11 protein-coding genes are annotated in these 11,449 nt (G+C 65.9%); 1 reads left to right on the forward strand and 10 read right to left on the reverse strand.

Translation table 11 applies throughout. The features are described from left to right. Nucleotides 1-793: DMT family transporter (locus K8I61_20190; protein MBZ0274364.1), on the forward strand; the 793-nt coding region annotated here is incomplete at its 5' end. 248 nt (nt 794-1,041) lie between these two features. Here the strand turns inward: K8I61_20190 and K8I61_20195 are convergent. The 10 genes from K8I61_20195 to K8I61_20240 form a co-directional block, all read right to left on the reverse strand. After that, nucleotides 1,042-2,367, reverse strand: a complete 1,326-nt coding sequence (locus tag K8I61_20195; GenBank protein ID MBZ0274365.1) for a hypothetical protein — start codon at nt 2,365-2,367, stop codon at nt 1,042-1,044. A gap of 169 nt (nt 2,368-2,536) precedes the next feature. Then, a complete protein-coding gene (locus tag K8I61_20200; GenBank protein ID MBZ0274366.1) occupies nt 2,537-3,121 on the reverse strand; it encodes a P44/Msp2 family outer membrane protein in 585 nt (194 codons plus the stop codon). A gap of 112 nt (nt 3,122-3,233) precedes the next feature. Beyond that, entirely contained in the window at nt 3,234-3,650 is a 417-nt protein-coding gene (locus K8I61_20205) for a GxxExxY protein (GenBank protein ID MBZ0274367.1), read from the reverse strand. 353 nt (nt 3,651-4,003) lie between these two features. After that, the gene (gene ftsZ, locus K8I61_20210; protein ID MBZ0274368.1) at nt 4,004-5,227 is read right to left on the reverse strand and encodes a cell division protein FtsZ; all 1,224 of its coding nucleotides are present in this window, start codon (nt 5,225-5,227) and stop codon (nt 4,004-4,006) included. A 44-nt stretch (nt 5,228-5,271) separates the two neighbouring features. Beyond that, on the reverse strand, nt 5,272-6,501 hold the full coding sequence (gene ftsA / locus K8I61_20215) for a cell division protein FtsA (protein MBZ0274369.1): 1,230 nt from the start codon (nt 6,499-6,501) through the stop codon (nt 5,272-5,274). After that, a complete protein-coding gene (locus K8I61_20220) occupies nt 6,498-7,364 on the reverse strand; it encodes an FtsQ-type POTRA domain-containing protein (GenBank protein ID MBZ0274370.1) in 867 nt (288 codons plus the stop codon). The genes ftsA and K8I61_20220 overlap by 4 nt, the downstream gene beginning before the upstream one ends. After that, on the reverse strand, nt 7,364-8,305 hold the full coding sequence (locus K8I61_20225) for a D-alanine--D-alanine ligase (protein ID MBZ0274371.1): 942 nt from the start codon (nt 8,303-8,305) through the stop codon (nt 7,364-7,366). Before K8I61_20225 ends, K8I61_20220 begins: the two co-directional genes overlap by 1 nt. After that, nucleotides 8,295-9,230 (reverse strand): UDP-N-acetylmuramate dehydrogenase, encoded by a 936-nt coding sequence (murB, locus tag K8I61_20230; protein MBZ0274372.1) that lies wholly within the window; start codon nt 9,228-9,230, stop codon nt 8,295-8,297. The genes K8I61_20225 and murB overlap by 11 nt, the downstream gene beginning before the upstream one ends. Continuing rightward, nucleotides 9,227-10,615, reverse strand: a complete 1,389-nt coding sequence (gene murC, locus K8I61_20235; protein ID MBZ0274373.1) for a UDP-N-acetylmuramate--L-alanine ligase — start codon at nt 10,613-10,615, stop codon at nt 9,227-9,229. Before murC ends, murB begins: the two co-directional genes overlap by 4 nt. Beyond that, a partial coding sequence (locus tag K8I61_20240) for a UDP-N-acetylglucosamine--N-acetylmuramyl-(pentapeptide) pyrophosphoryl-undecaprenol N-acetylglucosamine transferase (GenBank protein ID MBZ0274374.1) occupies nt 10,615-11,449 on the reverse strand: 835 nt, incomplete at its 5' end. The genes murC and K8I61_20240, both read right to left, overlap by 1 nt.

Genomic DNA, 11,449 nt, shown 5'->3' on the forward strand with positions numbered 1-11,449 from the left:
CCACGAGCGCGCCGACCTGTGGGCGTTCGCGAAGCTAGGGCTGTTCGGCGTGTTCCTCAATCAGGTGCTTTTCATCGTCGGGCTTTCGTACACCACCGCGACGAACGTCGGCATCCTCATGCCGGCTATCCCTGTTTTCACCGCGGCGCTCGCGGCGGCGTTTCGCGTGGAACGGCTGACGGCGGCGAAGATCGTGGGCATCGCATCCGCGGTCGCCGGCGCGCTCGTGGTGCTTGACGCCGCGCGCGCCGCGCCGATGTCCGGCCGGCTCCTGGGGAACGTGCTGATCCTCGCGAACTGCGCGAGCTACGCGATGTATCTCGTGCTGCAGCGGCCCGTGCTCGCCCGCGTTCCGCCGCTGACGCTGACGGCCGGCGCCTACGCGGCGGGCGGGCTTGGCGTCGTCATCGTTTCCTCGTCGTCGCTTTCGGAGTTCACGCACCAGACGCACGCGTCGCTCGTGTACCTGGGCCTTGCGTACGTGATCCTGATGCCGACAATCCTCGGCTACGCGGCGAACATGTGGGCGGTGCGGCACTCGTCATCGACGCTCGCCGCGACTTACGTGACGCTGCAGCCGATCGTCACCGCGTCGCTCGCGGCGATCTTCCTCGGCGAAACGCTCGGCTGGCGCGAGGCGATCGCGCTCGTTTTGATCGTGACGGGCCTGATGCTCGTCGCGGGTGTGATGCCGAGATGGAAACGCCACGCGGCCTTGGAGCCCGAACCCCCGGAAGCCGAACCCGACGAAGAGCCCTCGCCGATCGCCACGGGCGGCGCACCGTTTGAGTAATGCGGAGAGCGGAATGCAGAATGAATCGCATTTCGGCGGTACACAGAGCGCACGGAGAAGACACAGAGGGCACGGAGATTTTTTTTACCGCAACCGAATCCCCGCACCGAGAGGGGAAGCGGACCGCAAGCTCGCCGCGCGTATCCCGGCGATCACAGAGCCGCGCGCGCCCGCAAGCGGCCGCCCCATCCGCGCGATGAGCCGGCGCCGATGAGCCGGCGCTTGGAAAATCCAAAAACCGATTCGTGCTATTGCAGCGGAAACTCCGCGTACCACACCGCGCCCGCACCGGCGTAGACGACGTGGCCGATACCGTCACGTGCGACCATTGTCGGCGACCATCCGACATCGCCTTGCGAATCGACGACAGCGCTTTTCCATGTGCCCCGGTATCGCCACGAATAGCGAAGGTTCTCGTCATGGGGCTCAAAGAAAACCACGTGCGGACGCTCGGACGCATCGACATCGATGTCCGCTCGACGACCGAGGGTATCGTTATCAACGACTTCGTCGGCAACGATTCCACTGGTCCATGAGCCGCTCGCGTTGCTTGCGTAGATCAAGGCAGAATCGGTGAAGTCATACAGCAGGATGTGAGCGGCGTCGGTGTCGTCGACGGCGATCGCCGATGTCAGATATTTGTGAGACAGTGGTCGTGCGAGAGAAACCGTGATCCATTGCGTACCGGCCTGGTGAGCGTAACGGGGCGCATAGGAGTGAGTGTTGGCATCGTACAGTATATGCGGCTGTCCAAGGCTGTCGAGTGCAAGGGCGTGGCCCGTGGTCGTTTGTCCGATATCGAATCGGGAGGGAAATGGCGCGAGCGCATCCGGGTAATAAGCAACCGCGGAGAAACCGAACCCAGGGATATTGGCGCACTGCGGAAGCCAGAGGGTTGCCTGGTGGTACACGCGCGGCGTGCCCTCTGGTCCGATCGCCACATTAGCAATATTCTGAAAACGGCGGCCGAAAAAGCCCTGAATGACACCAAGATCGGTAGTCTGCCAAGGGTCTGTATCTGCCTTCATGGAGATGAGTTGAGTGTCGTGCGTTTCGTTCTTGCCGCAATAGTCGCGGCGCACATGAACGATATAGGTGATATCGTCGGCAATCGCGATACCGGAGTAATGACCGCCGACCTGGGACACCTTTTCCGATTTCCAAACGCCGACATCGCGCCAGTGATGATACAAGCTCCCTTCGTTGTGAGCGCGCGCAATGTGCGGCTCGCCGTCAACGTCTAGCGCCATCGACGGAACCTGATCGAGATAACCCTCCCCTGGCCCCGCGATCATCGTAATGTCGACGTACGGCAGCGTCACCGTCGTCGTCGTGCCCGCGGTCGTCGAGGTCGTTGTCGAGGTTGTGGCGAACACGCCGGTCGACGTCGTGAATCTCGGGCGCGTCGTCGTTGTCGAAAACATCGTCGTCGTGGTGACCGTAGGCGCGGTCAGCGCGAACGCGTTAGCGCCGGGCTCGATTTCGTTCCGTTCGTCATCGTCGCAGCCGGCCGACAAAGCAAGCGCGCACGCCGCGATGACGGTAACGGAGACATTCAAGAGGGACGATCGCATCGGAGCACCCTCCCCAAAACACATTTCAAGGCGCTGAATATATCACATGAGCGACAATCGGTGCGAAAAATTTGTTGGACGTATCGCCCGCGCACTTCGTCCGCCTCCGCGGACGCTTCGGCGCGACTTCGTTTGCGGCTCGGACATCGCGACGACGCGTCCCCCCGCACTAGAAGAAAATCGACAGCCCTGCCTCGAGGCCGATCGTCGCCTGGTCCTGGTCGTCCAGGTCGCCCGTCGTGTTGAGCGGTTTCGTGTAACGCACGCCAAGCGAGACGCCCGCGTTCGGCGCGATGGCGTAGAGGATGCCCGCGCGGCCGATGCCGGAGTAAATCGTGCCCGACTGCCTCTCGTCCTCGATCTCGTACCAGATGTAATCGACGCCGACGCCGGGGCCGAGATAGGGCGAGATGCGCCCGCCGGGGATCGGGTAAAGCGTGACGAGAAACTCGGAAGGCACGTAGTTGACCTGCACGGTTTGCTCGTCGCCGTCGGCGTCGGTGTAAAACGCGGTGTAATAGCCGTATCCGCTCGCGAGTGTGGTGGATAGGTATTTGATCCACCAGTACGTCACGACGGCCTGGCCGACGAACGCGGAGCCCTCGCCGCCGAACGATCCGCCGAGCCGCGCGCCGATCGCGACGCGCCCTTTCCACGGATCGCGATCTTCCTTCTTTTTCCGCGCGGCGTCGGACGGCGACGCGGCGGCGAGAAGGAAGGCGGCGGCAAGGACGAGAACGGCAAGGCGGCGCATATCGGACCTCCGACGCAAGCGTTCGGGCGAGTTTAGGGGATTCGATGGGGCGGTCAATTTTTTTCTACGGAACACAGAGGGCACGGAGAAGACACGGAGAACACGGAGTAAATCAGACGGAATCAAAAGGACCGGGCTCAATTTCCGCGACGTAGTTGCGACCGACGAAGCGTTTGATGCCGTCTTTGAGTCGGCGTTGATAAAAATTGACGAGAAGGACAACCGGAAGCCCACTGAGACGCAGATAGGTTAGCGCTTGAGCATCGTGAGCGGAGGCGAGCTTTTCGACGGACTTGATCTCCACGATGACCTTGCCTTCAACCACCATATCCATTCTGTATCCGGCCTCGACGACAAAACCTTCGTACTCAAGCGGCAAAACAACCTGCGTTGCGACCGACAACCCGCGGCTTCGCAATTCGTGAGCAAGACACGCTTCGTACGCGCTCTCAAGCAGGCCAGGGCCCAACGCCTTATGCACCTTCACGGCGGAATCCACGACCGCGCCGGTGATTTCATTGAGCAACAACAACATCTCCTCTTCGATGCCGAAATTCGTTTCCCGATTCGTATGACGAAATTTGCGATTCAACTCTAATCCCTCCGTGCCCTCTGTGTTCCGTAGGCAAAAAAAGAGGCCACCGAAGCGGCAAAACCCGGTGGCCTTTAGAAAGTGGGTTGGAGCCGCGCGTTGGGGGACACGCGGCCCCGCAAAGACCGACGAAAGGTTGGAGACGGTCTTTGCTGTGATCGCTTTGGGGGCGATCTTTACGGCGCGCGAAGCGCCGCTTTTGTCAGAGATCGTGTCGGCCGCCGGCGGGGCGAGCCGTGCGAGACCCGCTCCCTCACGGTCGCGGTTCGTTGCGCTAGGCGCCGCGCCGACTAATCCGCGGAACGGCGCAGGAATGTCGGGATGTCGTATTCGTCCATCGAGCGGTCGCGGCGTCCTTTCTCCGCGACGCGCCGGCGTTCGTCGACGCGGCGCTCGTCGGCGTAGCGTTCAAGGCGCGTCGGCGTCGTCTCGACAGGCGTCTGTTCGAAGTCGTCCACGCGCCCCAAGCGGATCACCGGGCGATCCGCGGCCTCCGGGCGGCGCCGTTGCAGGATGCTGACGCCGCTCGCGATGCGTTCCTCGCGCGAGTCGCGGATGGCCTCGGCGACCGGATCGAAGCCCGTGGCGATGACGGTGATGCGCACGGAGTCGCCCATGCGCTCGTCGATGACCGAGCCGAAGATGATGTTCGCCGATTCGGACGCCGCGTCCTGGATGTGCATCGCGGCGTCGTTGATCTCGGACAGCGACATGTCCGACGCGCCGGTGATGTTGATGAGCACGCCCTGCGCGCCGTGAATCTGCACGTTCTCCAGAAGCGGGCTGGAGATCGCCATCTCCGCGGCTTCGATCGCGCGGTTTTCGCCGGTACCGACGCCGGTGCCCATGAGCGCGACGCCGGTCCCCTTCATGATCGTGCGCACGTCCGCGAAATCCAGGTTGATGATGCCGGGCACGGTGATGAGATCGGAGATCGACTGCACCGCGTTCAGCAGCACCTCGTCGGCCTTCTTGAAGGCGTCGAGCATCGGCAGATCCTTACCGGCGAGCGCGAGCAGCTTCTGGTTCGGGATCGTGAGGAGCGTATCGACCTCCTCGCGCAGCGCCTCGATGCCCTCTTCCGCCTGGCGCCAGCGGCGCTTTCCCTCGAAATTGAAGGGCCGCGTGACGATGGCGACGGTCAGCGCGCCGATGTCGTGCCGCGCGATGCGCGCAATGACCGGCGCCGCGCCGGTGCCCGTTCCGCCGCCCATGCCCGCGGTGATAAACACCATATGTGCGCCGTCGAGCGCCTCGCGGATGCGGTCGCGCGATTCCTCCGCGGACTTGCGCCCCTCGTCGGGATTGCCGCCCGCGCCGAGCCCCTTGCCGATCTGGATCTGCTGCGGCGCCGGATTCGATTCCAGCGCCTGCCGATCCGTGTTGCACGCGATAAATTCCACCCCGGACAAGCCGGACTGGATCATCGTGCGGACCGCGTTGCCGCCGCCGCCGCCGACGCCGACGACCTTCAGGTCCGCGCCCTTTTGCCGCTCGAAAACCTCGAATTTCATGCTCACTCCTTCGGGGGAACTCCCCCTTGCGGGGGGAAGGGTTTCTAAAAAAACTCCTTGAGCCAGTCGCGCGCCCGGACCATCGATTTCCGGAAACCGGACGGGCGCGCCGTGACGCCCGGCCCCTTCAGCAAGGCCTCGCGGCCGTAAATCGCGAGCCCCACGGCTCCCGCGAGCCGGGGGTCGTCGAGCATCTCGGTGTGACCGGTGACGTTCGCGGGAGCGCCGACGCGCACCTGCGTCTCGAAGATCTCGCCCGCCAGACGCGCCAGCCCCGGAAGATTCGCGCAGCCGCCGGTGATTACGAGCCCCGTGCGCGCCGCGTCGGCGAGGTCCGCCTCCTCCAGCTCCGAGTGCAAAAGGCGCAAAATCTCGTCGCAGCGATGCTCGATGATCTCGCAGAGGATCTGCCGCGAGACGACCCGGCGCGCGCCGGTCGTCGACTCGTCGATCTCCACCTCCTCGTGCGGATCGACCTCGGCAACCTTGGCGTGGCCGAACTTCACCTTGAGGCGCTCGGCCGTCGGAAACGCCGGCACGCGCAGGCCGTGGGCGATGTCGTTGGTGATGTTGCCGCCGCCGAGCGCGAGCACGGACGAATGGATGAGCGCCCCTTCCCGGAACACCGCGACGCCGCTTGTTCCGCCGCCGATGTCGAACACCACCGTGCCGACCTCGCGCTCGGAATCCGACAGCACCGCGAGGCTCGATGCGTACGGTTGAAAGACGATCTCGTTCACGGTCGCGCCGACCTGGTTGCAGCACTTCACCACGCTCGCCGTGTTCGTCTGCGCGCCGGTGACGATGTGGCACTTCACCTCGAGACGCACGCCCGTCATGCCGACGGGATCCTTGATGTTGCGCTGTTCGTCCACGATGTATTCGTACGGCAGCACGTGAAGGATCTCGCGGTCGGTCGGAATGGCGACGGCGCTCGCCGCCTCGAGCACGCGCTCCACGTCCCGGGCGGTCACCTCGCCGCCGCGCATCGGCACCATGCCGTGGCTGTTCAGCGATTTGATGTGCGCGCCGCAGACGCCGGCGAACACGGTCTCCACGTCGCAGCCGGCCATCGCCTCCACATCCTTGAGCGCCTCGCGGATCGTGGCGACGGTCGTTTCGATGTTGACGATGACGCCCTTGCGCAGCCCCTTGCCCGGATAGCTCGATACCCCGAGCACGACGAGGCCGTGATCGGCCGCCTCGCCCACCACGGCGGTGACGTTCGTGCTGCCGATATCCAGGCCCGCGACGATCGGGTGACGGCCTTTCATGTGTTTTCCTTCGCGAGGCCCTTCACGATGGCGGAGTCCTCCTGCGTGAGATCGATGCGGGACACGAGCACCAGCCGCGGCCCGAGCTGTTCCATCAGGAGCGCGAGGCGGTTCATCGCCGTCTCGAACGGCGGGTCGCCGACGTGGATCGCCGTCCGCGAGCGGTCGATGTGAATCGAGAACCCGCGCCCCGCGTCAAAGCGCACCTCGTCGATGCGCGAAAGGTCGATCTCGCCCTCGTTCACGGCCACGTCCACAAGACGCACCGCGTCGCGCAGGCGGCCGCGCATCGAGCCGTGCGCGTTTTCCTCGAGGAATCCCTCGCGCGTGAAGCCGGTGAGCATCGGCAGGGGGCGGATATCGGCCTGCTCCACCTTGGTGAAGATCGTGCCCTCGCTGTCGACGTAATACAGGCCCGGCATCTGCCGGCGCGGGCCGGTCGGCGAAAGATGCGCCGCGCCCTTGGCGAGCAGGATCGTCGCGACCGGGCGGCGCTCGGTGATCGCGACGCGAATCTCGTTCGGGAACACGCGGCGGATCTCGGCGCGCGCCACCCACGGGTGCGAAAGAATGCGCGAGCGCATGCCGTCGAGATCGACCGTGAAGACATTCTGCCCTCGGTCCGCGTCGATGAATCGGCGCAGATCGTCGCCCGACACGTTGGGCGTGGGATTCACGTTGAGGTTGTCAAGCGCGAACAGGGGCGAATCGACAAGCTGGCCGCGCATCGCGAGCGCGCCGCCGGCGATGACGATCGCCGCCAGAAGCGGGCGGGCGTATTTCCACGCCGAACGCCATCGGTCGAAACGCCGTTCGCGGCGGTCCTCCTTGCGCAGATTCTCCTGGCGTTTGAACCAGCGCATCACGAGCCCACCTTCAGCCGCGCGGTCGCGAGAATGCGTTCGACAAGGTCCGCGAACGAAAGCCCCGCGCCGTCGTGCGCGACCATCGGCAACAGCGACAACTCCGTCATGCCCGGTAGCGTGTTGACCTCGAGCACGAACGCGTCGCCGCTTTCGGCGACGAGGAAATCCACGCGCACCGCGCCCTCGGCAAACAGCGCGCGCGCCGCCCGTTCGGCCAGATCGAACAGCTCCGCGCGTTGATCGGGTTCGATCCCGCCGGGGTCGGTGACGTAATCGGTCATGCCCCGCGTGTATTTGTGCGCGTAGTCGTAGAACGTGAATCGCTCGCCGGGAACGGGCTTCGGGCGCACCTCCACGAGGCCGAGCGCCGTGTAATCGAGTACGCCAACGTTGATCTCGCGCCCGCGCACATAGCCCTCGACGATGACCCGTGCGTCGTGCGCGCGCGCGGCGGCGAGCGCGGCGGGAAGCTCCGCGGCGTTGTCGAGAATCGTCACGCCGAAGCTCGACCCTTCGGCGACCGGCTTGACCACCCACGGCGGCGACAGCCCCGCAACCACGGCGGCGGCATCGTCGCCGGGCGCGAGCACGATGTACGGCGGCACGGGAATGTTCGCGGCGGCGAACTGCGTCTTGGTGACGAACTTGTCCATCGCCATCGCGCTGCCGAGCACGCCCGGGCCGGTGTACGGAATGCGCGCGAGCTCGAGCAGGCCCTGCACGCATCCGTCCTCGCCCCACTTGCCGTGCAGCGCGTTGAAGCAGACGGTGACGCGCTCGGCGGCAAGACGCGCAGCCAGGTCCGCGCCGACGTCGATCAGGACGACGTCGTGCCCGCGCCCGGCGAGCGCACTCGCGCACGCGGCGCCGGACTTGAGGCTCACCTCGCGCTCGGCGGACGGCCCGCCGTAGAGCACCGCGACGCGCTCAACCGGCATCGTCCGCCTCCTCGCCCACGATCACGACTTCCGTGTCGAGTTGAACGCCGTGCTTTTCGTACACCACGCGGCGCGCGTGCTCGATGAGCGCGACGATGTCGCGCGAGCGCGCGCCGCCGGTGTTGACGATGAAGTTCGTATGCACATCGGAGATCATCGCGCCGCCGATCTTCGTGCCCTTCAAGCCCGCCTGGTCGATGAGGCGACCCGCCGGCGCGTGGTCGGGATTTTTGAAAATCGAACCCGCGCTCGCGGCCTCGTAGGGCTGCCGCTGGTAGCGCCACGCGATCATGTCGTCGATCTTCTTGCGGATCCCGGCCGCGTCGCCCGGTCGCACGCGGAGCAGCCCCGCGGTGATGATGAAGCGCCCGGGCAGCGCCATGCCGCGGTAACGGAACGGAATATCCGCGCGCGGGATGCGCGTGAACGTTCCCTCCCGATCGACGATCTCCACCCACACAAGCGTGCTCGCGAAATCGCCGTCCCGCGTGCCCGCGTTGCCGCGAATGCCGCCGCCCACCGTGCCGGGGATGCCGGCGGCCCATTCGAGGCCGGACAAGCCGCGTTCGGCGCACGCCTCGACGACCTCGGAGACCTTGCGGCTCGCGCCGGTGTGGATGTGCACGTGCCCGTCGGGCAGCTCCTCGAAATCCAGCTCGTCGAATCCCCGCGACATGTCGATGACCACGCCGCGGATGCCGCCGTCGCGCACCAGAAGATTGCTGCCGCCGCTGAAGATGAAAACGGGCACGTGCTCGGGCGCGAGCATCGCCATCAGCCGCGAGAGGTTCTCGTGCGTGCGCGGCGTGACGAGCATATCCGCCGGCCCGCCGACGCGGAATGTCGTGCGCTCCGACATCGGCGCCATCGGAAACGCGAGCTCGCCAAACGTCTCGCGGATGCGCTCGTAAACCGCGTGCGTCACGATGTCGCCTCCGCGCGGTCTTGCAGCTCGACGGAAAGGCCGTGCGCGATCCGGGTGACGTCGCCGGCGCCCAGCGTGATGACCAGGTCGCCCGGCTCCGCGATGTCCGCGAGCATGTCGACGAGCCTCGATTTGTCGGGCTCGAACAGAACGTGCTTGTGCCCGCACGCGCGCACGCCGTCGAACATCTTGCGCGCGGTGACGCCCTCGATCGGCTTTTCGTTCGCGGCGTAGATATCCGTGATGACGAGGATATCCGCGTCGTTGAACGCGGTGAGGAACTCCTCGAAGCGGTCGCGCGTGCGCGTGTAGCGATGCGGTTGGAAGCACGCGACAATGCGCCGGTCAAAGCTCTTGGCGGCCGCGAGCGTCGCGCGGATTTCCATCGGGTGGTGGCCGTAGTCGTCGATGATGAGCACGTCGCCCACCTCGGCCACGCGCTCGAACCGCCGGCCGACGCCGCGAAAATCCTTGAGCGCGGCCCGCACGACGTCAAACGGAATTTCCAGCTCGCGCGCGACGCAGATCGCGGCGAGCGTGTTGTACACGTTGTGCATGCCGGGGATTCCGATCGTCACCTCGCCGAGGCTTCCCGCGCCCGCGTCAACGACGGTGAAGCGGCTCTGGAAGCGGTCGAACGTGACATCCTGGGCGACCAGGTCCGCCTGCGGCGACAGGCCGTAGGTGACGTAGCGCTTGTGCATCTTCGGCAAGAGCGCCTGGACGTTTTCGTGGTCGATGCAAAGCACCATCAGGCCGTAGAACGGCACCTTGTTGATGAACAGCTCGAAGGTGCGGCGCAGGTGCTCGAGCCCGGAGTAGTAATCCATGTGCTCCGGATCGATGTTCGTGACCACGCCGATCATCGGCGAGAGCAGAAGGAAGCTGCCGTCGGACTCGTCGGCCTCGGCGACGAGATACGGCCCGCCGCCTAGCTTGGCGTTGCTGCCGATGGAATCGAGCCGCCCGCCGACGACGACGGTCGGATCGAGCTCGGCCGCGCCGAGAATCGTCGCGATCAGGCTGGTCGTCGTCGTCTTGCCGTGCGTGCCGGCGACGGCGATCCCGAACTTCATGCGCATCAGCTCGGCGAGCATCTCCGCGCGCGGGATGACCGGGATGAACGCGGCGCGAGCCGCCTGCACCTCCGGATTGTCCGCGGGGATGATCGACGACGTGACGAGCACGTCCGCGCCGGCGATGTTCTCCTCGCGGTGGCCGATGTGGATCGTCGCGCCCAGATCCGCGAGGCGCCGCGTCTGCGTGTTTTCGTGCAGGTCGGAGCCGGAGACCTCGTAGTTCAGGTTGCGCAGCACCTCGGCGATACCGCTCATGCCGATGCCGCCGATTCCCACGAAGTGAATGCGCCGGGTCTTGCGAAACATCAGGCGCCTCCCGCCATCGCGACGATGCGCCGCGCGATCGCGTCCGCGGCCTGGGGTTTGCCGAGGCTGCGCGCGGCGTCGGCCATCGCCAACAGGCGCTCGGGCGCCTGGCGCAGGCGATCGACGATCCGGGCCATCGCGCCGCCGGTCAGGTCCGCGTCGTTGACGATCTCCGCCGCGCCCGCGCTCTCCAGGTACTCGGCATTCGCGCGCTGGTGATCGTCCGCCGCGAACGGATACGGCACGAGCACGCTCGGCAGGCCAAGCGCCGTCAGTTCCGCGATGGTTGTCGCGCCGGCGCGGCAAAACACGAGGCTCGCGCGCGCGTACGCTTCGGCCATGTCGTCGATGAACGCGCGCGCATCGACCGGCAGGTTCCGGTCGGCGTAAAACGCGCGCACGCCGTCAATCTCGCGAGGGCCGGTCTGGTGCGTCATCGAAAAGCCGTCCGCGAAGCGATCGGGGTGGCCGGCCGCGAATTCCTTCGCCGCTTCGTTCAGCCGATGGGCGCCCTGGCTGCCGCCGAAAACCAACAGATGGAACCCGCCGTCGTTTTTTTCGGCGCGAATTTTCGCGAAGCGCTCGAGAAGATCCTCGCGCACGGGATTGCCGATCTCTTCCACGCGCCGGCCGGCGAGCCGCCGCGCCGCTTCCGGGAAGGCGACCGCGCAAAGGCGCGAAAGGCGCGCGAGCACGCGGTTGACGCGCCCGGGGATCGCGTTCTGCTCGAGCACCACGAGCGGCACGCGCGACAGAAACGCCGCGACGCCCGCCGCGAAGCTCGCGTATCCGCCGACGGCGACGACGACGTCGGGCTTCACGAAACGCACGAGC

It is taken from the genome of bacterium, from assembly GCA_019912885.1.
GTDB lineage: Bacteria > Lernaellota > Lernaellaia > JACKCT01 > JACKCT01 > JAIOHV01.

What these genes read in the sequence shown, in the direction of transcription:
- K8I61_20195 (MBZ0274365.1), bottom strand. Translation starts at nt 2,367, where the DNA reads ATGCGATCGTCCCTCTTGAATGTCTCCGTTACCGTCATCGCGGCGTGC.
- K8I61_20200 (MBZ0274366.1), bottom strand. Translation starts at nt 3,121, where the DNA reads ATGCGCCGCCTTGCCGTTCTCGTCCTTGCCGCCGCCTTCCTTCTCGCC.
- ftsZ (MBZ0274368.1), bottom strand. Translation starts at nt 5,227, where the DNA reads ATGAAATTCGAGGTTTTCGAGCGGCAAAAGGGCGCGGACCTGAAGGTC.
- ftsA (MBZ0274369.1), bottom strand. Translation starts at nt 6,501, where the DNA reads ATGAAAGGCCGTCACCCGATCGTCGCGGGCCTGGATATCGGCAGCACG.
- K8I61_20220 (MBZ0274370.1), bottom strand. Translation starts at nt 7,364, where the DNA reads ATGCGCTGGTTCAAACGCCAGGAGAATCTGCGCAAGGAGGACCGCCGC.
- K8I61_20225 (MBZ0274371.1), bottom strand. Translation starts at nt 8,305, where the DNA reads ATGCCGGTTGAGCGCGTCGCGGTGCTCTACGGCGGGCCGTCCGCCGAG.
- murC (MBZ0274373.1), bottom strand. Translation starts at nt 10,615, where the DNA reads ATGTTTCGCAAGACCCGGCGCATTCACTTCGTGGGAATCGGCGGCATC.